The organism is Klebsiella sp. K-3, from assembly GCF_051207495.1.
Lineage (GTDB): Bacteria > Pseudomonadota > Gammaproteobacteria > Enterobacterales > Enterobacteriaceae > Klebsiella > Klebsiella aerogenes.
The window spans coordinates 435243-457352 of sequence record NZ_JBPNXF010000001.1 but is presented as its reverse complement, the minus strand read 5'-3'; the positions used below and the strand labels follow the sequence as shown (position 1 = coordinate 457352).

The window sequence follows — 22110 nt, the reverse complement described above, 5'->3', positions numbered from 1 at the left end:
CTCTTATACTCTTATCTTTCAAAAGAAGAAAAAGATCAGGCCTGCGAAGAGAACGATATCAGCGATAAGCGGACAAAAAATCCCCTGCCAGTGCACGGCTTTCGGACGGAAGCCCACACCGTGAATGACGCCAGCGCACACCGCCCACATCAGCAAGAATCCATGCCAGATTTCAAGCTCGCTGGTCTTCGCCGCAAAGCGCGACGGATCCCAGAAGATGCAGCCTGCCAGCAGCAGCGCCAATAATAAGGAAAGCGCCCTTAACGGGCGCTTGTCCATTATCGCGTAAAGGGTCGCGATAATTTTCATCAATGCTCTTCTTTACCTGCTTTGGTGGCTTCCACGTGCTCAAGCGCCAGCGCGGTAATCACCCCAAAGGCACAGGCAAGCAGCGTTCCCAAAATCCATGCGAAGTACCACATATATAGCTCCTTACCTTAGTACAGCGAGTGGGTGTTCTTTTCGATGTCTTCGCGGGTAATGCGGCCAAACATCTTCCAGTAACACCAGGTGGTGTAGCCGAGGATAATCGGCACAAACACGATAGCCACGTAGGTCATCACATTCAGCGTCAGCTGGCTGGAGGTGGCATCCCACATCGTCAGGCTCGCATTCAGCATCGTGCTGGACGGCATGATGAACGGGAACATCGCGATACCCGCGGTCAGGATGATGCAGGCCAGCGTCAGCGAGGAGAACAGGAACGCCATGGCGCCTTTATCTGCTTTTGTTGACGCGACGGTCAGCAGCGGCAGCACCACGCCCAGGGCAGGAATAGCCCACAGCGCTGGCATATTGTTAAAGTTCACCATCCACGCGCCGGCTTCACGCGCCACTTCTTTGGTCAGCGGGTTAGACGGGCCGGTATGATCCAGCACCGATTTCACCACATAGCCGTCGATGCCGTAGTAGACCCAAACGCCCGCCAGCGCGAAGCAGACCAGCGTCACCAGCGCCGCCACCGTGGAGACGGTGCGAGTGCGCAGATGCAGTTCGCCTACGGTACGCATCTGCAGGTAGGTCGCGCCCTGCGTCAGGATCATCGCCACGCTGACGATACCCGCCAGCAGGCCAAACGGATTCAGCAGCTGGAAGAAGTTGCCGGTGTAGTACAGACGCAGATACTCATCGATATGGAACGGTACGCCCTGCAGCAGGTTGCCGAAAGCCACGCCGATAACCAGCGGCGGCACAAAGCTCCCCACGAAGATGCCCCAGTCCCACATGTTGCGCCAGCGGGTATCTTCAATCTTGGAACGGTAGTCAAAGCCCACCGGACGGAAGAATAAAGACGCCAGCACCAGAATCATCGCCACGTAGAAACCGGAGAACGCGGCGGCGTATACCATCGGCCAGGCAGCAAACAGCGCGCCGCCGGCGGTGATGAGCCACACCTGGTTTCCGTCCCAGTGCGGGGCGATGGAGTTGATCATGATTCGACGCTCGGTGTCATTACGACCGAGGAAACGGGTGAGCATGCCCACCCCCATGTCGAAACCGTCGGCGACGGCAAAGCCAATCAGCAGAATGCCGATCAGTAGCCACCAGATTAAACGCAATACTTCATAATCGATCATTTGACGACTCCTGTCTTAGCGTGCCGACTGAATAGCCGCGGAGGACTGTTCAAAGTGATAGCGACCCGTTTTCAGGCTGCTCGGTCCTTTGCGGGCAAACTTGAACATCAGGAACAGTTCAGCCACCAGGAACAGCGTATACAGACCGCAGATCAGCAACATCGAGAAGATCAGATCGCCCGCGGTCAGCGATGAGTTCGCCACCGCTGTAGGCAGCACTTCACCAATCGCCCACGGCTGACGGCCATACTCGGCAACAAACCAGCCCGCTTCAACGGCAATCCACGGCAGCGGCAGACCGAAGAACGCGGCGCGCAGCAGCCATTTTTTCTCGCCAATGCGGTTGCGAATCACGGTCCAGAAAGAGGCGCCGATAATCAACAGCATCAGTACGCCGCACGCCACCATGATACGGAAGGCGAAGTACAGCGGCGCTACGCTCGGAATAGAGTCTTTGGTCGCTTTAGCGATCTGCTCTTCCGTGGCGTCAGCGACGTTCGGGGTATAGCGCTTGAGCAGCAGGCCATAACCGAGGTCTTTCTTAACATCATTGAACCGATCGCGTACCGCCTGATCGGTGGAACCGGCGCGCAGCTGTTCCAGCAGCGCATAGGCTTTCATCCCGTTACGGATACGCTCTTCATGCTGCGCCATCAGATCTTTCAGGCCGATAACCGGCTTATCCACCGAGCGGGTAGCGATGATACCCAGCGCGTAAGGGATCTGGATGGAGAAGTGGTTGGTTTGCGCTTCCTGGTCGGGAATACCAAACAGGGTAAAGGCAGCCGGCGCCGGCTGAGTTTCCCATTCCGCTTCAATCGCCGCCAGTTTGGTTTTCTGCACGTCACCCATTTCGTAACCGGACTCATCGCCGAGGACGATAACGGAGAGGATAGCGGCCATACCAAAGCTTGCAGCAATCGCGAAGGAGCGCTTAGCAAAGGCGAAATCACGGCCTTTAAGCATGTACCAGGAGCTGATGGCAAGGATGAACATCGCGCCAGTCACATAGCCGGAGGCCACGGTGTGGACGAATTTAACCTGAGCAACCGGGTTCAGGACCAGCTCGGAGAAGCTGACCATCTCCATACGCATGGTTTCAAAGTTGAAATCCGATGCGATCGGGTTCTGCATCCAGCCGTTGGCCACAAGGATCCACAGCGCGGAAAGGTTAGACCCCAGCGCGACCAGCCAGGTCACCGCCATGTGCTGAACTTTGCCCAGACGATCCCAACCGAAGAAGAACAGACCTACAAAGGTAGATTCGAGGAAGAAGGCCATCAGACCTTCAATGGCTAGCGGCGCACCGAAGATATCGCCCACATAGTGAGAATAGTAAGACCAGTTAGTCCCGAACTGGAACTCCATGGTCAAACCGGTTGCGACACCCAGAGCGAAGTTGATACCAAACAACTTGCCCCAGAACTTGGTCATATCTTTATAAATCTGTTTGCCGGAAAGGACGTAGACCGTTTCCATGATGGCCAGCAGGAACGCCATACCGAGCGTTAGCGGCACAAAAAGGAAGTGGTACATCGCGGTCAAGGCAAACTGTAAGCGCGACAGTTCGACTATATCTAACATCATGACTCCTTGCTCATCGCATGAAGACTCCGAGAACGAACCCAAAATTCAGGTTCATACGCATGCCCCAATACAAAATTATTTGCTCCCTGGTACGTTACTGCTCATCTGGCGATGAAACAGAGCCCTCGCAAAGGTTACAAATACGTTAACGAAAAAACCAAATGATTCTCTAATATATTACGCCGCAATAACCTTACAATAAATAGGATTTTATTGTTCCAGCTTTACATTTTTCGACGGTGATCAATATATAGCGAAAATGCCCTGAATAGGCCAATTTGATTTGCGACAATTTAACGTTTTTTGGGGATTTTTTCCAAGTATTAAGCATTGATATAAATCAATTTTTCCCGCCCATGTTAATTATGTGGCGCAATAAAGAATAACAGTGAAATTGATGTTAAAAATGTGTTTAAAGTCTGCCGCTAGCGGTTACTAAAAAGAGAGAGATGAGAATTATAGGTAATATAATTTTAACTTTGACCAATTTAAGGTAAGAAATGATGCGATCCTAATAATGTTAGACCGGTCACACTATTTTTCCCAATCGAAATGCAAAAAATAACGTCTGCGTTTTTCTGTTTATTTTCACATAAAATTAACCATCTCCCCTCCCCCGGAAAGCGGCGAGTGATTATTCCCAATAATATTCATCAAATCAATACAATAGCGTTTTTTAACGCAAGGGAGAGCCTGCGGCATGACGACAAGGCAAAAAAAAGGCCACCTGACGGTGGCCAACCATGTCGAAATCGGACATTAGTCTGCTCCTGAGGAGCAGTGAGGGTTTACTTGATGATTGCTTTCAGCGCTTCGCCGATATCCGCCAGGCTGCGAACGGTTTTCACACCGGCCGCTTCCAGCGCAGCAAATTTCTCATCAGCAGTACCTTTACCGCCAGCGATGATGGCGCCGGCGTGGCCCATACGCTTGCCTTTCGGCGCGGTAACGCCCGCGATGTAGCCGACAACCGGCTTAGTCACGTGCTCTTTAATGTAAGCTGCCGCTTCTTCTTCCGCGCTGCCGCCGATTTCACCGATCATGACGATCGCTTCGGTCTGCGGGTCTTCCTGGAACATTTTCAGGATATCGATGAAGTTGGAGCCCGGGATCGGGTCGCCGCCGATACCGACGCAGGTAGACTGGCCGAAGCCGTAGTCGGTGGTCTGCTTAACCGCTTCATAGGTCAGGGTACCGGAACGGGAAACGATGCCCACTTTACCCGGCTTGTGAATGTGACCAGGCATGATGCCGATTTTGCATTCGCCCGGAGTGATAACGCCCGGGCAGTTCGGGCCGATCATGCGAACGCCAGCTTCGTCCAGCTTCACTTTCACGGTCAGCATATCCAGGGTCGGGATACCTTCGGTGATGGTGATGATCAGCTTAATGCCCGCGTCGATAGCTTCCAGAATGGAGTCTTTGCAGAACGGCGCCGGAACGTAGATGACGGTCGCAGTCGCGCCGGTGGCTTCAACGGCTTCGCGCACGGTGTTAAATACCGGCAGGCCCAGGTGGGTGGTGCCGCCTTTACCTGGCGTTACGCCGCCAACCATCTGAGTGCCGTAAGCGATCGCTTGTTCAGAGTGGAATGTACCCTGGCTACCGGTAAAGCCCTGGCAGATAACCTTGGTGTCTTTATTAATTAAAACTGACATTATTTCCCCTCCACTGCGGCAACAACCTGCTGTGCTGCGTCCGTCAGACTTTTCGCTGCAATAATATTCAGGCCACTGTCAGCCAGTTTTTTCGCGCCCAGTTCGGCGTTGTTACCTTCGAGACGTACAACAACCGGTACGTTAACACCCACTTCTTCAACCGCGCCGATGATGCCGTCAGCGATCAGGTCGCAACGTACGATACCGCCGAAGATGTTAACCAGAACCGCTTTAACGTTGTCGTCAGAGAGGATGATTTTAAACGCTTCGGTCACGCGCTCTTTGGTCGCGCCGCCGCCAACGTCGAGGAAGTTAGCCGGTTCGCCGCCGTGCAGCTTAACGATGTCCATGGTACCCATCGCCAGGCCTGCGCCGTTAACCATGCAACCGATGTTGCCGTCGAGGGCAACGTAGTTCAGTTCCCACTGCGCCGCCTGAGCTTCGCGCGGATCTTCCTGAGACTGGTCGCGCATTTCACGCAGATCCGGCTGGCGGAACAGCGCGTTGCCGTCAGCGCCCAGTTTACCGTCGAGGCAGATCAGGTCGCCCTGCTTGGTGATAACCAGCGGGTTGATTTCGATCAGCGCCAGATCGCGCTCCAGGAAGATGGTCGCCAGACCCATGAAGATCTTGGTGAACTGCTGAACCTGTTTACCTTCCAGACCCAGTTTGAACGCCAGTTCGCGACCCTGGTAAGGCATCGGGCCCGCCAGCGGATCGATGGCGATCTTGTGGATCAGGTGCGGGGTTTCTTCCGCTACTTTTTCGATTTCCACGCCGCCTTCGGTAGACGCCATGAACACCACGCGACGGGAGCTACGGTCAACAACCGCGCCCAGATACAGCTCTTTATCAATATCGGTCGCCGCTTCAACCAGGATCTGGTTTACCGGCTGGCCGTTAGCATCTGTTTGGTAAGTCACCAGGCGTTTGCCCAGCCAATGCTCAGCAAAAGCGCGAATCTCTTCTTTGCTCTTAACTACTTTCACACCGCCCGCTTTACCGCGGCCACCAGCGTGAACCTGACATTTCACTACCCACGGACCCGCGCCGATTTTTGAAGCGGCTTCTTCTGCTTCACGCGGAGTAGTACAGGCATAACCCACCGGCGCCGGTAAGCCATAGCGGGCAAAAAGTTGTTTTGCCTGATATTCATGTAAGTTCATGTGTTCAGTCCATCCTTCAGGTAATCGTTATCATGTAGCCGACACAATTGCAGGCCGATGATGTTTTTATTGGCCCGGGCAGACGCACCGGGCCATTGTGACTACTACACGTCCAGCAGCAGACGAGTCGGATCTTCCAGCAGCTCTTTAATCGCTACCAGGAAGCCTACCGATTCACGTCCATCGATCAGACGGTGGTCGTAGGAGAGCGCCAGGTACATCATCGGCAGAATTTCTACCTTGCCATTCACCGCCATCGGACGGTCTTTAATGGCATGCATACCCAGGATGGCGCTCTGCGGTGGGTTGATGATCGGCGTGGACATCAGAGAACCGAATACGCCGCCGTTGGTAATGGTGAAGTTACCGCCGGTCAGGTCATCTACGGTCAGCTTGCCGTCACGGCCTTTCACTGCCAGCTCTTTAATATTCTTTTCGATATCCGCCATGCCCAGCAGGTCAACGTCACGCAGAACCGGAGTCACCAGGCCGCGCGGCGTAGAAACCGCCATACTTACGTCGAAGTAGTTGTGATAAACCACGTCGTCGCCATCGATAGAAGCATTCACTTCCGGGTAGCGTTTCAGCGCTTCAACCACCGCTTTCACGTAGAAGGACATGAAGCCCAGACGGATACCGTGACGTTTTTCGAACGCTTCGCCGTACTGCTTACGCAGATCCATAATCGGCTTCATGTTGACTTCGTTGAACGTGGTCAGCATGGCGGTAGAGTTTTTCGCTTCCAGCAGACGCTCGGCAACGCGTTTACGCAGACGGGTCATCGGTACGCGTTTTTCAGAGCGGTGGCCCAGTTGCGCAACCGGCGCCGCAGCAGCGGCTGGCGCTTTCGCTTCAGCTTTCGCCGGCGCGCTCGCCAGATGCTTCTCAACGTCTTCGCGGGTCAGACGGCCGCCAACGCCGGTGCCTTTAATCGCCGCCGCGTCGAGGCTGTGTTCAGCCAGCAGACGACGGATAGCCGGGCTAAGCGCGTCGTTGCTTTGCTCTTCCAGAGACGCTTGCTGACGCTGAGCCGGGGTGGACTCTTTAGTATCAGCTTTCGCATCAGCGGCTTTACCGGCGCTGTTGCCTTCACGCAGGCGGCCCAGAATCTGACGAGACAGCACGGTGGCGCCTTCGTCTTCCAGTACTGCATCCAGAATGCCGTCCGCTGATGCCGGTACTTCCAGTACCACTTTGTCAGTTTCGATTTCGACCAGAACTTCGTCGCGGACTACCGCGTCGCCCGGTTTTTTGTGCCAGGTGGCGACGGTTGCGTCAGCTACGGACTCAGGAAGGTCGGGAACCAGAATATCTACGCTACTCATTGTGTATCCTTTAATTAATCGACGTTCAGCGCGTCATTGACCAGATCTTGTTGCTGTTTCTGGTGAACGGACATATACCCTACCGCCGGAGAGGCGGAGGCCGGGCGGCCTGCATAACGCAGAGAGGCCCCAAATGGAACTACTTCACGAAGGTGGTGCTGGCTGCAGTACCATGCGCCCTGGTTGAGCGGCTCTTCCTGGCACCAGACAAAATCGTGGACGTGCGAATAAGCTTTCAGCGCTTCCTGCACCGCCTGATGCGGGAACGGATAGAGCTGTTCGATACGCACGATGGCGACATCTTTTTGCTCGTTTTTACGGCGCTGTTCCAGCAGGTCGTAGTAAACCTTACCAGAGCACAGTACGACGCGTTTCACGGCTTGCGGATCGAGCTCGTCGATTTCGCCAATCGCCGGCATAAAGGTGCCGTTCGCCAGTTCGTCCATGCTGGAAACCGCCAGCGGGTGGCGCAGCAGAGATTTCGGCGACATGACCACCAGCGGACGGCGCATACCGCGCAGCGCCTGACGACGCAGCATGTGGTAAACCTGTGCCGGAGTGGACGGTACGCAAACCTGCATGTTCTGCTCAGCGCACAGCTGCAGATAGCGTTCCAGACGCGCGGAGGAGTGCTCCGGGCCCTGCCCTTCGTAGCCGTGCGGCAGCAGCATCACCAGGCCGCACATCCGGCCCCATTTCTGCTCGCCGGAGCTGATGAACTGGTCAATCACCACCTGCGCGCCGTTGGCGAAGTCGCCGAACTGCGCTTCCCAGATGGTCAGGGTGCGTGGTTCCGCGGTGGCGTAACCGTATTCGAATGCCAGTACCGCTTCTTCAGACAGCACGGAGTCCCAGACGCGGAACTGGCCCTGGCCATTGTGTACGTTCTGCAGCGGCGTATAGGTAGAACCGTTGCTCTGGTTATGGATAACCGCATGACGGTGGAAGAAGGTGCCGCGACCGGAGTCTTCGCCGGACAGACGAACCGGAATACCTTCGTCAACCAGGGTGGCGTACGCCAGGTTTTCCGCCGCGCCCCAGTCGAACAGCTTCTCGCCCGCCGCCATCAACTGACGGTCGCCGTAGATTTTCGCTACGCGAGACTGCATCTCAACGCTTTCCGGTACCGTGCTGATGCGTTTGGCCAGCTCTTGCAGACGTTTTGGCTCAACTTTATCCGGATAGCTCTCGTCCCACTCATGGTTGAGGTACGGAGACCAGGTAAAGGAGTGCATGTTCATCGGACGCCATTCCGCTACCACGCAATCGCCGGCATCCAGCGCATCGCGGTAGAGGTTAACCTGTTCGGTAGCGTCTTCCAGCGTCGCGACTTTGTCCTGCTCCAGCTTGTCAGCATAGATTTTGCGCGGAGTCGGATGCTTTTTGATTTTCTGGTACATCAGCGGCTGGGTTGCGCTCGGCTCGTCGGCTTCGTTGTGGCCGTGACGGCGGTAGCACACCAAGTCAATGAAGACATCGCGTTTAAAGGTATTACGGAAATCCAGCGCCAGACGGGTAACGAAAGCGACCGCTTCCGGGTCATCCGCGTTAACGTGGAAAATCGGCGCCTGAACCATCTTACCGATATCGGTGCAGTAAGGCGTAGAACGCGCATCCAGCGGGTTGGACGTGGTGAAGCCAACCTGGTTGTTGATAACGATGCGAACGGTACCGCCCACTTCGTAACCGCGCGCTTTGGACATGTTCAGGGTTTCCTGAACCACGCCCTGGCCGGCTACCGCGGCGTCGCCGTGGATGGTGATTGGCAGAACTTTGTTGCTGCTCGGCTCGTCCAGACGATCCAGACGGGCGCGTACGGAGCCGATAACCACCGGGCTTACGATTTCCAGGTGCGACGGGTTAAACGCCAGCGCCAGGTGAACCAGGCCGCCTTCGGTTTCCATATCGGAAGAGAAGCCCATGTGGTACTTCACGTCGCCGGTGCCGAGGTGTTCTTTATGTTTGCCCGCGAATTCGTCGAACAGATCCTGCGGTTTTTTACCCAGCACGTTAACCAGTACGTTCAGACGACCACGGTGCGCCATGCCCAGCACCACTTCACGGGTGCCGCTCTTACCGGCGTGACGGATGATCTCTTTGAGCATCGGGATTAACGCATCGCCGCCTTCCAGCGAGAAGCGTTTCGCGCCCGGGAATTTGGCGCCGAGGTAGCGCTCCAGGCCTTCCGCGGCGGTCAGTTCGCTCAGGAAGCGCTTTTTCTCTTCCGCGGTGAAGCTCGCTTTACCAGCTACTGACTCAATACGCTGCTGGATCCAGCGTTTTTCTTCAGTAGAGGTGATATGCATGTATTCCGCGCCGATGGAGCCGCAGTAGGTTTGCTTAAGCGCCGCAATCAGGTCGCCCAGCTTCATCGTATCTTTTCCGATGGCGAAAGAACCTACGTTATAGCTTTCCTGGAAATCGGCCTCGGTGAGATCGTGGTAAGCCGGATCGAGATCCGCCACTCTCTCTTGCTGCCACAGTCCCAGCGGATCGAGATTCGCCTGCTGGTGACCGCGGAAACGGTATGCGTTGATGAGCTGCAGGACTTTAACCTGCTTCACATTGGTATCAGGGTCGGATATCGAAGAAGTGTAACGTGAGGCATCCTTCGCCAGTCGACGGAAATAATCACGTGTTTTCGAATGAAATTGATCCGGTTTAACTCCGGTGCCAGGTAACTGCTGGAACATCGAACGCCAGTTGGCGTCAACAGAGTCAGGATCGGTTAAGAAGTCTTCATAGAGCTGTTCTATCCAGCTCTGGTTCGAACCAGAGAGGTAAGAAGAGTCCAGCCAGGCTTTCATTGCGCCGTTCTGCATCGTGATCCCTTAAGCATTTTTATGCTTATTTCGCCGTAGAAACTACCACGCACACCGAGTGCACGTGCCGGGGTTCACTTGTTGCGGACGAGTTGTGGTTTCTATCCGCTAAGGAACCTTTAAAAACTGTCTAACTATCAGGGGCAGTTTTTAGAGGTTTCCTGCTATATCCCCGGCGGCGCTAAGGCTTGCCGGGGCTACTGCTTTGGTAGCCCGGATAAGCGCACGCGCCATCCGGGACAGACCGTGTTGCTTACGCGCTGCGCTGCAGCAGCATCGACTTAATATGGCCGATGGCGCGCGTTGGGTTCAATCCCTTAGGACAAACACTGACGCAGTTCATGATGCTGTGACAGCGGAATACGCTGAAAGCATCGCTCAGACCTTCCAGACGCTCGCTGGTTTCGGTATCGCGACTGTCGATCAGGAAGCGATACGCGGCCAGAAGGCCTGCCGGGCCGATGAACTTGTCCGGGTTCCACCAGAACGACGGACAAGAAGTCGAACAACATGCGCACAGAATACACTCGTACAGACCATCGAGTTTCTCGCGCTGCTCAGGCATCTGCAGATGCTCGCGAGCCGGAGGATTTTGCCCATTATTCAATAAGTAAGGCTTGATCTTCTCATATTGTGCGTAGAATTGCCCCATGTCTACCACCAAATCGCGGATAACCGGCAATCCAGGCAGCGGACGAATAACAATTTTCTTACCCGGCTGGTTCAGCGCGGAGATCGGCGTGATGCACGCCAGACCATTTTTACCGTTCATGTTCAGACCATCGGAACCGCACACCCCTTCACGGCAGGAGCGGCGGAACGACAGCGACGGATCTTTTTCTTTCAGCTGGATAAGCGCATCCAGCAGCATCATGTCGCGACCTTCTTCCGCGTCGAGGGTGTAATCCTGCATATGCGGAGCGTCGTCAACATCCGGGTTATAGCGATAAATTGAAAACTCGAGTTTCATATTCCTGTCTCCGCATTAATAAGTACGAATCTTCGGCGGGAATGCCGGACGCAGTTTCGGTTCCATGTTGACCGCTCGACGCGTCATGGATTCCGACTCTGGCAGATACAGGGAATGGCACAGCCAGTTTTCATCATCACGTTCCGGGAAGTCGAAGCGGCTATGCGCGCCGCGGCTTTCGGTACGGAAGTTAGCGGATACCGCCGTGGAATACGCCGTTTCCATCAGGTTATCCAGCTCCAGGCACTCAACGCGCTGGGTGTTGAACTCGCTGGAAGTGTCGTCCAGGCGCGCATTTTTCAGACGCTCGCGGATCTCTTTCAGCTGTTCCAGACCTTTATGCATCGCGTCGCCTTCACGGAAGACCGAGAAGTTATGCTGCATACATTCCTGCAGCGCTTTGCGGATAGCAACCGGGTCTTCGCCGGAACGGGTGTTGTTCCAACGGTTGAGGCGATCCAGGGAAGCTTCGACATCGGACTCGCTGGCAGCACGCAGCGCGCCCTGCTCGGCGATGGATTCCTGCAGATGCAGACCCGCCGCGCGGCCGAAGACCACCAGGTCCAGCAGCGAGTTGCCGCCCAGACGGTTGGCGCCGTGTACCGATACGCAGGCGATTTCGCCAACAGCGAACAGGCCCGGAATCACCACATCTTCGCCCTTCTCGTTCACGGTCAGCGCCTGGCCGGTCACTTTGGTCGGAATACCGCCCATCATGTAGTGGCAGGTTGGGATAACCGGAATCGGTTCTTTAACCGGGTCAACGTGGGCAAAGGTACGAGACAGTTCAAGAATGCCCGGCAGACGGGATTCCAGCACTTCTTTACCCAGGTGATCCAGTTTCAGCTTGGCGTGCGGGCCCCACGGACCATCGCAGCCGCGGCCTTCGCGGATTTCGATCATGATAGAACGCGCCACCACGTCACGACCCGCCAGGTCTTTCGCGTTCGGCGCATAACGCTCCATGAAGCGCTCGCCGTGTTTGTTCAGCAGGTAACCGCCTTCGCCGCGGCAACCTTCGGTGACCAGCACCCCTGCCCCGGCGATACCGGTCGGGTGGAACTGCCACATTTCCATATCCTGCACCGGAACGCCCGCGCGCAGAGCCATACCGACGCCGTCGCCGGTGTTGATGTGGGCGTTGGTGGTGGATTGATAAATACGGCCTGCGCCGCCGGTCGCCAGCACGGTAGCGCGGGCTTTGAAGTACACTACTTCACCGGTTTCGATGCACAGAGCGGTACAACCGACCACCGCGCCGTCCTGGTTTTTCACCAGATCGAGGGCATACCATTCGGAGAAGATAGTGGTGTGGTTTTTCAGGTTCTGTTGATACAGGGTGTGCAGCAGCGCGTGACCGGTACGGTCGGCCGCCGCCGCGGTACGTGCCGCCTGCTCGCCGCCGAAGTTTTTCGACTGGCCGCCAAACGGACGCTGATAAATACGGCCGTCATCAAGACGGGAGAACGGCAGGCCCATATGTTCCAGCTCAAGAATCGCTTCCGGGCCGGTCTTACACATATATTCGATGGCGTCCTGGTCGCCGATATAGTCCGACCCTTTCACGGTGTCGTACATGTGCCATTCCCAGTTATCTTCATGGGTATTACCGAGCGCAACGGTGATGCCACCCTGCGCGGAAACGGTATGGGAACGGGTAGGGAAAACTTTAGAGAGCAGCGCACAGGTCTGTCCGCTCTGGGAAATCTGCAGCGCCGCGCGCATACCTGCGCCGCCGGCACCAATTACAACTGCATCAAATTCTCTGACTGGCAATTTCATTACACACCCCACACCACAACAAATCCATAAAGAACGTAAGCCACCAGCGCCACAACGATAATCAGTTGCAGAACTAAGCGCACGGCCAGTGGTTTAACGTAGTCCGTCAACACCTGCCACATACCGATCCAGGCGTGAATCAGGATGGAAACGAGAGCCAGCAGGGTAAAGACTTTGGTGAACGCGGAGGAGAAGAATCCGGTCCAGATTTCCCAGGAGATCTCACCGGAGGTGGCGAAGAAGCCAACCATGTAGATGATGTAGAGGGTCAGAACGATGGCGGTAGCACGGACCAGAATAAAGTCATGTACGCCGTTGCGTCCCAGTGCTGAGGCGTTGCTTACCATACGAGGACTCCTGCGAGAAGTGAAAGCACGACAGTAATAACAAAAGAAATTTTGGCGGAGCGTGTCCCTGCTTCGAGGGTTTCTTCCAGATAGCCAAAGTCCATCAGCAGATGGCGGATACCGACAACGGCGTGATAAGCCAGCGCGGTGAGGATGCCCCACATGATGAACTTCACGAAGAAGCTATTCATGATGGAAGCGGCCGTCAGGAAGCCCTCCGGAGAGGAAAGGCTGGTGCCCAGCAACCAAAGCAGAATACCGACCGCCACAAAAGTGATCACACCGGATACGCGATGGAGAATGGACGCTATCGCCGTGATTGGGAATCGAATCGTTTGTAGATCCAGATTGACAGGTCTTTGTTTTTTCACATTTCTTACCATGAATAACGCCCACATGCTGTTCTTATTGTTTCCTTCCTCCGGTCTGCTTGCGGGTCAGACAGCGTCCTTTCTATAACCAGAAGTCATGTTAAAACCCCTTTCCAGGAGTAAAAGCGTGACCAAACAACGCTGGGTGGCTCGGGATTGCAGGGTGTTCCGGAGACCTGGCGGCAGTATAGGCCGTTCACAAAATCATTACAATTAACCTACATATAGTTTGTCGGGTTTTGTCCGGAACAGTGATCAAGGTCACGATTACAACATTATTTTAAATTTTAATCACCTGATTTGACAAATATTAAACATTCTTGTTACAACCATTACTAGATTAATGCAATAATGCCCAAAAGTTATGGGGTCACTCTTTCACCTGAGAATAAGTTATGTAACAGTGTGATGGTATTGACCGATGTAATCAGGACAGTTATTAGTGGTATACAGGTTTTAATATTCGGGCTGCTAAAACGCTGATTTGCTGCCGTTTCACTCCCGGGCTGAAGACGTACCATCAAGCGCCTGCGCTCTGTACCCTGCAATTTTCGCGACACAGAGCTGTGAGCAACATAACAATCTGGTAACGTAGTCAGGTTCGGGCCGAATGCAAATCCACCACCCGGCAGTCTTAAGCAATAAAAGGCGCTAAGGAGACCATAAATGTCTGATGCTAAAGCAAAAATCACCCTGGGTGGTGACACTGCTATTGAACTTGATGTGCTAAAAGGCACGCTCGGTCAGGATGTTATTGATATTCGTAGTCTTGGTTCAAAAGGTGTCTTCACCTTCGACCCCGGTTTCACTTCAACAGCCTCGTGTGAATCTAAAATTACTTTTATCGACGGCGATGAAGGGATCCTGCTCCACCGCGGTTTCCCGATCGATCAGCTGGCTACCGAGTCAAATTATCTTGAAGTGTGCTACATCCTGTTGAACGGCGAAAAACCGACTCAACAGCAGTACGACGAATTCAAAACTACCGTTACCCGCCACACCATGATCCACGAGCAGATTACCCGTCTGTTCCACGCGTTCCGTCGCGACTCTCACCCGATGGCGGTGATGTGCGGTATTACCGGCGCGCTGGCGGCGTTCTATCACGACTCCCTGGACGTAAATAACCCACGTCACCGTGAAATCGCCGCCTATCGTCTGCTGTCTAAAATGCCGACCATGGCAGCAATGTGTTACAAATATTCTATCGGCCAGCCTTTCGTGTATCCGCGCAACGATCTCTCCTACGCGGGTAACTTCCTGAATATGATGTTCTCCACGCCGTGCGAAACCTATGAGGTTAACCCGGTGTTGGAACGCGCAATGGACCGTATCCTGATCCTGCACGCTGACCACGAACAGAACGCATCAACCTCTACCGTCCGTACCGCTGGCTCTTCCGGCGCTAACCCGTTCGCCTGTATCGCTGCGGGTATCGCCTCCCTGTGGGGACCGGCGCACGGCGGCGCCAACGAAGCCGCGCTGAAAATGCTGGAAGAGATCAGCTCCGTTGAACACATTCCGGAATTCGTGCGCCGCGCGAAAGACAAGAATGACTCTTTCCGCCTGATGGGCTTCGGCCATCGCGTGTACAAGAACTACGATCCGCGCGCCACCGTAATGCGTGAAACCTGCCACGAAGTACTGAAAGAGCTGGGCACCAAGGACGATCTGCTAGAAGTGGCGATGGAACTTGAGCACATCGCGCTCAATGACCCGTACTTCATCGAGAAGAAACTGTATCCGAACGTCGATTTCTACTCCGGCATCATCCTGAAAGCGATGGGTATTCCATCCTCGATGTTTACCGTCATCTTCGCGATGGCGCGTACCGTCGGCTGGATTGCCCACTGGAACGAAATGCACAGCGACGGTATGAAAATTGCCCGTCCGCGTCAGCTGTATACCGGCTACCAGAAGCGCGATTTCAAGTCCGATCTCAAGAAGTAATTTCACCCCTTTTGGGGTTAGCAAAAAAAATCGGGGACCTTCCCCGATTTTTTTTATTTAAGCGTACAAAAAAATTTTAATCGCTCAACAACTGGCGTTAGTGCTGGCAGCCAGGGCACCAGTAAAAGGGTCGCGATGACAGCATCGTTTTCTCAATGATGCTGCCGCAACGTTCGCAGGCCTCCCCCTCGCGATGGAAAACCTTAAAGCGGAATAGCGCGCCATGATGTTTGTTTTCATCCACCTGGCCGCGGGTGCGGTAAGAAAGGCGCGGGATATCCAGCAGCGCGTGCGCCAGCGCATCGAGCTGCGTGTCATTGAGCTCGGCGGCCTTATGCTGCCCGGTCAGCCCTACCTGCCACAGGATCTCCACCCGCAGATAGTTACCGAGCCCGGCGAGAAACGCCTGGTCCAGCAACAGGCCGGAAAACTGGCGATTGCGAAATTTCGCCGACAACAGGCGCTCTCTGACCTGCCCGGCGGTTAACGTCATATCCAGCACATCCGGCCCGACCCGTTGTAAAAACGGATGATCGGCCAGCTGTTGCGCCGTCAGCATCTCAATCTCCGAGGCGCTATAGAGCAAAATCGCCTTGCGTGCGGTCTGCAGTCTGACGCGCAGTACGCGGTTCGATTGCGGCTCAACGCCGGCATCCACCACGCGCCAGACCCCATACAGCTGGTTATGGCTATACAGCGTCAATCCACCGGAGAAGTGGGTTAACAGGGCCTTGCCGCGGGTGGCGATATGGGTCACCCGTTGGCCAATCAGCTGGCTTTGATAGGGTTGCAACTGTGGAAAGGCGAACCAGGCTTCGGTTAACGGTTCGCCTTTGATAGCCGCCTCCAGGGTATCCGCCGCGCGGCGGATCTCCGGGCCTTCAGGCATAGTATCGTCCTTCTGTTAGTGCGTGGCGCCGCCGCCAATTTTGACGTCGTCATCCTGTTCAAGAGCGACGGTAATCGCCGTTTCCAGCGCCGCGCGTACCGTCTCGACCGACATACTCGCCTGCCCCGGATGGGCCGCCGCCTGTTCAGGTAGATAAGGAATATGGATAAAACCGCCCTTCTGCCCGGCTTTGCCCTGCAGCTGATGCAGCAAACCATACATCACGTGATTGCAGACAAAAGTGCCCGCGGTTTGCGACACCGAGGCCGGGATCCCCTGCTGGCGCAGCGCGCTAACGATCGCTTTGATCGGTAGCGTACTGAAGCATGCCACGGGGCCGTCAGCGACGATCGGCTCATCGATCGGCTGCTGGCCTTTATTGTCGGGGATCCGCGCATCATCGACGTTGATAGCCACACGTTCGACGGTAATATCGACACGGCCTCCGGCCTGCCCGACGGCAATCGTTAGCTGCGGTTGATAGGTTTCCAGCGCGGCCTTCAGCGCCGTCAGCGCCTCGCCGAACACGCAGGGTAACTGTTTAGCCACCACCTGCTGCCCGCGAATAATCATGCCATCAAGCTGCTTAACCACTTCCCATGAAGGATTAACCGTTTCGCCGCCGAACGGCTCAAAACCGGTAATTAATACGCCAGCCATCATCCCTCCTTACAGGAACATCAGGAAATAGAGTAAGAATACGTTGACGATCAGCAGCAGGATACCGGTCGGTACCTGGGCTTTAATCACCGCGTTTTTATCCGGCAGTTCGAGCAGCGCCGCCGGTACGATATTAAAGTTCGCCGCCATCGGCGTCATCAGCGTGCCGCAGTAGCCGGAAAACATACCAATCGCCGCCATTACCGCCGGATTACCGCCGTGCTGCAGAACTAAAATCGGAATGCCAACCCCGGCGGTCACGATCGGGAAAGCGGCAAAGGCGTTACCCATCACCATCGTCAGCACCGCCATGCCGATGGCGTACACGGCCACGGCGATAAAGCGGTTATCTACCGCCAGATAGTGCTCGGTCAGCCATGAAATGCTGGTTCCGACGCCCGCCGCGGTAAATAGCAGCCCCAGCACCGCGAGGATTTGCGGCAGGATAAAGGCCCAGCCGACGGAATCCAGCAAACGGCGCGCTTCCTGCATCGGTTGCGCCACCGTTTCATGCGTCATACGAATCGCCATCGCCAGGCCAATCAGCGTACCGACGGTCATCGAGAACAGGGTAATCAGCGTCGCGTGGTTGCCCGGCCCGAAGAGCGCCACCTGCCATGAAGGCAGATTGTTAAACAGCAGAACGCCAATAACGGTGACGACCGGAATCGCCAGCGCCGGATAGAAAAGTTTGTTGCCGAGGCGTTTCGCGCTGGCGGTTTTCTCTTCCTGGGTACGCTGATGGTAGCTGCCGAGGCGCACGCCGCCAAAACCAGCGATTAGCGCCAGTACAACCACCAAGCCGCCGACGGCGATGTTCACCGTACGCTTATCGCCCACCAGTTGATACGTCCAGTCGCCGAGCAAGAACACCAGCCCGTACAGGCCCCAGAACAGGCCGGTTGTCAGGCGCCGCGGATTGCTTTTGTCGCGCCAGGACATGATAGCCACGACCAGCAGTACCGCGCCGGCCAGCCAGTATAAATACGTTTGCTGGAAGTTCATGCCGCACCGCCTTTCGCCTGCCCGGCGTTAACGCGGTCCAACTCGCGCTGGAGATGGCGATCGAGGCGCCACAGGCGCGCGGCGTGGATCAGGAAGGCGCAGATAGCCGTCGGGATCCCCCACAGGGCAATATGCAACGGTTCCGTCTGGATCCCGCCCGACTCCAGCATAAAGTTGTGCATGAAGATGATCGCGCCAAAGGCGACAAAAATATCTTCACCGAAGAACAGGCCAACGTTGTCGGTCGCCGCCGACATCGCGCGCAGGCGGTAGCGCACATGACCCGGCAGCGGACCAAAGCGCTTTTCCGCCGCCCCCTCCGCCATCGGCGCCAGCAGCGGGCGCACCATTTGCGGATGTCCGCCGAGGCTGGTCAAGCCCAGGGCGGCGGTGGCTTCGCGCACAAACAGATAGACGATCAGCAGACGTCCGGCGGTCGCGCTATGGATCTTCGCAATCCACGCCTGCGCCCGCTCTTTCAGACCATGGCGCTCCAGCAGCCCGATCACCGCCAGCGGCAACAGCAGAATAAACGGCAGATTACGGGTATTAAGGAAGCCCTCGCCCAGTTTCTCCAGAATAGTGGCTATTGGCATATGCGCCGCCACGCCGGTGACGATCCCGGAGATAATCACCACCAGCACCGGGTTAAAGCGTAATAGAAAACCGACCACAATCACGGCAATGCCGATCAGCGGCCAGAGGGATATCGCCTCTTGCATAATAACGTCCTGTTCAGTTGTGAGTGTTGTTAGTTATTTGATTTAATTATTATTAAAATACTAAGGCGGACTATTAATCGATGTCCGCGCTGACGTCGATATTGCGCCCTGCGAAAGCAGCGCGCAAGCGTCGGGCGAAATCGAGCGCATGAGCGCCATCGCCATGCAGGCAGACCGTTTCTGCCTTCACATGCGCCCATTCGCCGCTCAGGCTGCGCACCCGATTGTGTTGCACCATTTCCAGCGTTTGCGCCAGCGCCTGCTCTTCGCTCTCTATCAGCGCGCCCGGCTGGCTACGCGGCACCAGGCTACCGTCGGCGAGATAGCCGCGATCGGCGAAGACTTCCTGACGTGTCGTCAGCTGATAATGCTGTCCGGCGCGAATAAGCTCGCTCCCCGCCAGCCCGACCAGCACCAACCCGGCGTCGGCATCGCGCACCGCACGGGCGATGGCATCGGCCAGCGGTGGCTCTTTCGCCGCCTGGTTGTACAACATGCCGTGCGGTTTAACGTGCCGCAGCTCGCCGCCCTGGGCATGCACAATCGCCGCCAGCGCGCCAATTTGGTACAGCACCTGGGCGTAGACCGTTTCTGGCGGTAACTGCATTGCGGTTCGACCGAAATTTTCCCGGTCCGGGAAGCTCGGGTGTGCGCCAATAGCGACGCCGTTTTTCAGCGCCTCGCGCACGCACTGCTGCATAAGCAGCGCATCGCCGGCGTGAAAGCCGCAGGCGATATTGGCGGAAGAGACCAGCTGCAGCAGCGCGCTATCGCTGGCGCAGCCTTCACCGAGGTCGGCATTTAAATCAATTTTCATCGCTCAATCTCCAGGCCAGTTGTTCAAGGTAACGCTGCTGGTCGGCGCGCGCTTTCAGCGCTTCTTCCAGCGAACAGGGGACGAAATGGATCGGCTGACCCAGCGGAATTTGCGCCAGTTGGTACATATCGGCTTCAATAATGCAGGCTATACGCGGATAGCCGCCGGTGGTCTGCGCATCGTTCATCAACACGATCGGCTGGCCGTTATGCGGCACCTGTACCACCCCAGGCAGTAGGCCATGGGAGAGCATTTCACGGTCGGTTGTGCGCTTGAGCGGCTGACCCTGCAGGCGGTAGCCCATACGGTTGCTCTGCGGGCTAAGCCGCCACGGCGAACGCCAGAACGACTCCTGCGACACGCTGTCGAATTCGTGATACTCCGGCCCCGGCAGCGCACGAATGATATTACCGGTCGGTAGCTGTTTAACGCCGCGCGAGGCACTAAAGCGGCGGGAGGATTTCCCAATCTTCAATTGATCGCCATCCTGCAATCGGCGCCCTTCGATTCCGCCGATGCCAACTTTCAGATCGGTAGAGCGGGAACCTAAAACTTCAGGTACGTCGATGCCGCCCGCCACCGCCAGGTAGCTGCGGATCCCATGCTGAGGATTTTTCAGCACCAGCCGCTGCCCGGCCTTTGCTTCCATTCGCCAGCCCAGCCAGACCGGCGCGCCGTCGAGCGTCGCTTCACAGGCGGCGCCGGTCAACGCGAACCAGCAGTGGCGGGTAAACTGCACATCGATCTGACCCAGCGTAATCTCCAGCGCCGCCGCCTCCGGCGCATTTCCCACCAGCAGATTGGCAATGGTCATCGCCGGTTTATCCAGCGCGCCGCAGCGGCTAATCCCCCACTGCCGCTGGCCTTCCCGGCCGCCATCCTGTACCGAGGTGTACATGCCGGCGCGGATAAATTTCAACATACCCCCTCCTTCTGCGGCACAAAGCGTACGCGATCGCCAGAACGTAGTAGCACCGGTTCTTCACGCTTTGGATCGAATAATGCCAGCGGCGTGCGCCCCAGCAGCTGCCAGCCGCCCGGCGTCGCCAGCGGATAAATACCGGTTTGCGATCCGCCGATACCGACGGATCCCGCCGGTACCAGTACGCGCGGCTCGGCGCGACGCGGCATGGCCAACTGCTCCGGCAGGCCGCCAAAGTACGGAAATCCCGGCTGGAACCCCAGAAACCACACCACATACTCCACCGAAGAGTGCAGTTCGACCACCTGTTTTTCGCTCAACCCGCTATGGCGCGCGACGTCGCCAAGATCTGGCCCCGCTTCACCGCCATAGATAACCGGGATACTTATCTCACGGGATTCCGGCTCCAACGCATCGCTCTCTTCCCACCAGCGCTGCAGCTTGTCAATCGCCTCCCACGCCATCTCCTGCGGACGACGCAGCACAACGGTGATGTTGTTCATCCCCGGGATCACTTCAATCACCTCTTCGCGATCGGTCAACCGCTGCGTCAGGCCCCAGATACGTTTTTGGCTCTCCAGGGTCACCGGAGGCTCAAGCTCCAGGACCACCGCCGTTTCACCTAATAGATAACAACGCGCTCGCTGCACTTTTTTCTCTCTCATCAGGCCGGGTTAGGGATATCAATAAAGGTGACGTCTAGGTCGGTATTTTCCGTCAGCCACTCGCTCAGGGCGCGAATACCGCCGCGCTCGGTGGCATGATGGCCGGCGGCATAAAAATGCAACCCCTGCTCACGGGCGGAATGAATCGTCTGCTCAGACACTTCGCCGGTAATAAAGGCATCGACGCCAAAGCGGGCCGCGCTATCGATAAAGCTCTGGCCGCCGCCGGTACACCAGGCGACGCGGGTAACTTTGTCCGGCCCGGTATCGCCGCACCACAGCGGTTTACGCCCTAATCGCGCTTCAATCCACGATGCCAGTTCCAGCCCGGATACCGGCATAGACAGCTCGCCCCAGGGCACCAATGGTTCGATTTCCCCCATCACATTGATCCCCAGCAGCTGCGCCAGTTGGGCGTTATTGCCCAGCTCCGGATGCGCATCCAGCGGTAAATGCCAGCCATAAAGATTGATATCGTTGGCCAACAGCGTTTTCAGGCGATTGCGCTTCATGCCGCGGATCACCGGCGATTCGCCTTTCCAGAAGTAACCGTGATGCACAATCACCGCATCCGCCTGCAGACGCACGGCTTCATCGAGCAGCGCCTGGCTGGCGGTGACGCCGGTGACGATTTTCCGCACCGTCTCCCGCCCTTCCACCTGCAGGCCATTCGGGGCGTAATCACTGATGGCCGCGCTATTCAGTTTTTCGTTAATTAATTGTTCCAGTTCGCTATTTTTCATTGCCGCTCCATCAGAAAATCTGTTTGTACAAACCTATAACATAACCACATCCGCCCGAGTCGTCGATAGCGACGCCAAAGGGTCCATTTCAGCCATTCGCATAATCGCCCAAATTGCCTCTTCCCCTCACCG

At 56.2% G+C, this 22110-nt stretch carries 22 protein-coding genes; 2 read left to right on the top strand and 20 right to left on the bottom strand.

The features are described from left to right. Window positions 1-18 precede the first annotated feature (18 nt). The 12 genes from ybgE to sdhC form a co-directional block, all read right to left on the bottom strand. A complete protein-coding gene (ybgE, locus tag ACSEMK_RS02155) occupies window positions 19-309 on the bottom strand; it encodes a cyd operon protein YbgE (RefSeq protein ID WP_087860209.1) in 291 nt (96 codons plus the stop codon). Beyond that, on the bottom strand, window positions 309-422 hold the full coding sequence (gene cydX / locus ACSEMK_RS02150) for a cytochrome bd-I oxidase subunit CydX (RefSeq protein WP_004100325.1): 114 nt from the start codon (window positions 420-422) through the stop codon (window positions 309-311). Before cydX ends, ybgE begins: the two co-directional genes overlap by 1 nt. A 15-nt stretch (window positions 423-437) precedes the next feature. After that, window positions 438-1577, bottom strand: a complete 1140-nt coding sequence (gene cydB, locus ACSEMK_RS02145) for a cytochrome d ubiquinol oxidase subunit II (RefSeq protein WP_015367665.1) — start codon at window positions 1575-1577, stop codon at window positions 438-440. 15 nt (window positions 1578-1592) lie between these two features. Beyond that, window positions 1593-3161, bottom strand: a complete 1569-nt coding sequence (gene cydA, locus ACSEMK_RS02140) for a cytochrome ubiquinol oxidase subunit I (protein WP_015367666.1) — start codon at window positions 3159-3161, stop codon at window positions 1593-1595. A 791-nt stretch (window positions 3162-3952) separates the two neighbouring features. Next, complete coding sequence (gene sucD, locus ACSEMK_RS02135; protein WP_015367669.1) at window positions 3953-4822, bottom strand: succinate--CoA ligase subunit alpha; 870 nt, start codon at window positions 4820-4822, stop codon at window positions 3953-3955. Then, complete coding sequence (gene sucC, locus ACSEMK_RS02130) at window positions 4822-5988, bottom strand: ADP-forming succinate--CoA ligase subunit beta (protein WP_015367670.1); 1167 nt, start codon at window positions 5986-5988, stop codon at window positions 4822-4824. Before sucC ends, sucD begins: the two co-directional genes overlap by 1 nt. A 104-nt stretch (window positions 5989-6092) precedes the next feature. Next, a complete protein-coding gene (odhB, locus tag ACSEMK_RS02125; protein WP_020079338.1) occupies window positions 6093-7313 on the bottom strand; it encodes a 2-oxoglutarate dehydrogenase complex dihydrolipoyllysine-residue succinyltransferase in 1221 nt (406 codons plus the stop codon). Window positions 7314-7327: 14 nt separating this feature from the next. Continuing rightward, on the bottom strand, window positions 7328-10135 hold the full coding sequence (gene sucA, locus ACSEMK_RS02120; protein ID WP_045381571.1) for a 2-oxoglutarate dehydrogenase E1 component: 2808 nt from the start codon (window positions 10133-10135) through the stop codon (window positions 7328-7330). Between the two features lie 253 nt (window positions 10136-10388). After that, window positions 10389-11105 (bottom strand): succinate dehydrogenase iron-sulfur subunit SdhB, encoded by a 717-nt coding sequence (sdhB, locus tag ACSEMK_RS02115; protein ID WP_020079339.1) that lies wholly within the window; start codon window positions 11103-11105, stop codon window positions 10389-10391. Between the two features lie 15 nt (window positions 11106-11120). Then, complete coding sequence (gene sdhA / locus ACSEMK_RS02110) at window positions 11121-12887, bottom strand: succinate dehydrogenase flavoprotein subunit (protein ID WP_032707635.1); 1767 nt, start codon at window positions 12885-12887, stop codon at window positions 11121-11123. After that, window positions 12887-13234, bottom strand: coding sequence for a succinate dehydrogenase membrane anchor subunit (gene sdhD, locus ACSEMK_RS02105; protein WP_015367674.1), 348 nt, complete (start codon window positions 13232-13234; stop codon window positions 12887-12889). The genes sdhA and sdhD overlap by 1 nt, the downstream gene beginning before the upstream one ends. Next, window positions 13228-13632, bottom strand: a complete 405-nt coding sequence (gene sdhC, locus ACSEMK_RS02100) for a succinate dehydrogenase cytochrome b556 subunit (protein ID WP_020079340.1) — start codon at window positions 13630-13632, stop codon at window positions 13228-13230. Before sdhC ends, sdhD begins: the two co-directional genes overlap by 7 nt. A gap of 324 nt (window positions 13633-13956) precedes the next feature. Here sdhC and ACSEMK_RS02095 point away from each other — a divergent pair, with 324 nt between their 5' ends. Both ACSEMK_RS02095 and gltA read left to right on the top strand, forming a co-directional pair. After that, window positions 13957-14088, top strand: coding sequence for a hypothetical protein (locus tag ACSEMK_RS02095; protein WP_418268990.1), 132 nt, complete (start codon window positions 13957-13959; stop codon window positions 14086-14088). Window positions 14089-14271: 183 nt separating this feature from the next. Beyond that, window positions 14272-15555 carry a citrate synthase gene (gene gltA, locus ACSEMK_RS02090; RefSeq protein WP_015367676.1) on the top strand — a complete coding sequence of 428 codons (1284 nt, stop codon included), beginning with the start codon at window positions 14272-14274 and terminating at the stop codon, window positions 15553-15555. A gap of 97 nt (window positions 15556-15652) precedes the next feature. Here gltA and nei read toward each other — a convergent pair whose 3' ends face one another. The 8 genes from nei to ybgI all read right to left on the bottom strand — a co-directional run bounded on the left by nei (window position 15653) and on the right by ybgI (window position 21978). Further along, complete coding sequence (gene nei, locus ACSEMK_RS02085) at window positions 15653-16444, bottom strand: endonuclease VIII (protein ID WP_325899210.1); 792 nt, start codon at window positions 16442-16444, stop codon at window positions 15653-15655. Between the two features lie 15 nt (window positions 16445-16459). Further along, on the bottom strand, window positions 16460-17104 hold the full coding sequence (gene pcp, locus ACSEMK_RS02080) for a pyroglutamyl-peptidase I (protein WP_430914377.1): 645 nt from the start codon (window positions 17102-17104) through the stop codon (window positions 16460-16462). Between the two features lie 9 nt (window positions 17105-17113). Then, on the bottom strand, window positions 17114-18109 hold the full coding sequence (locus ACSEMK_RS02075; protein ID WP_213317413.1) for a DUF979 domain-containing protein: 996 nt from the start codon (window positions 18107-18109) through the stop codon (window positions 17114-17116). Further along, complete coding sequence (locus ACSEMK_RS02070) at window positions 18106-18831, bottom strand: DUF969 domain-containing protein (protein WP_045366367.1); 726 nt, start codon at window positions 18829-18831, stop codon at window positions 18106-18108. The genes ACSEMK_RS02075 and ACSEMK_RS02070 overlap by 4 nt, the downstream gene beginning before the upstream one ends. A gap of 73 nt (window positions 18832-18904) precedes the next feature. Then, a complete protein-coding gene (pxpA, locus tag ACSEMK_RS02065) occupies window positions 18905-19648 on the bottom strand; it encodes a 5-oxoprolinase subunit PxpA (protein ID WP_087860213.1) in 744 nt (247 codons plus the stop codon). Further along, on the bottom strand, window positions 19638-20570 hold the full coding sequence (gene pxpC / locus ACSEMK_RS02060; RefSeq protein ID WP_087860215.1) for a 5-oxoprolinase subunit PxpC: 933 nt from the start codon (window positions 20568-20570) through the stop codon (window positions 19638-19640). Before pxpC ends, pxpA begins: the two co-directional genes overlap by 11 nt. Beyond that, the gene (pxpB, locus tag ACSEMK_RS02055; RefSeq protein WP_113373925.1) at window positions 20564-21220 is read right to left on the bottom strand and encodes a 5-oxoprolinase subunit PxpB; all 657 of its coding nucleotides are present in this window, start codon (window positions 21218-21220) and stop codon (window positions 20564-20566) included. The genes pxpC and pxpB overlap by 7 nt, the downstream gene beginning before the upstream one ends. Before the next feature lie 14 nt (window positions 21221-21234). Next, window positions 21235-21978, bottom strand: coding sequence for a radiation resistance protein YbgI (gene ybgI, locus ACSEMK_RS02050; RefSeq protein WP_032707631.1), 744 nt, complete (start codon window positions 21976-21978; stop codon window positions 21235-21237). Window positions 21979-22110: the final 132 nt, after the last annotated feature.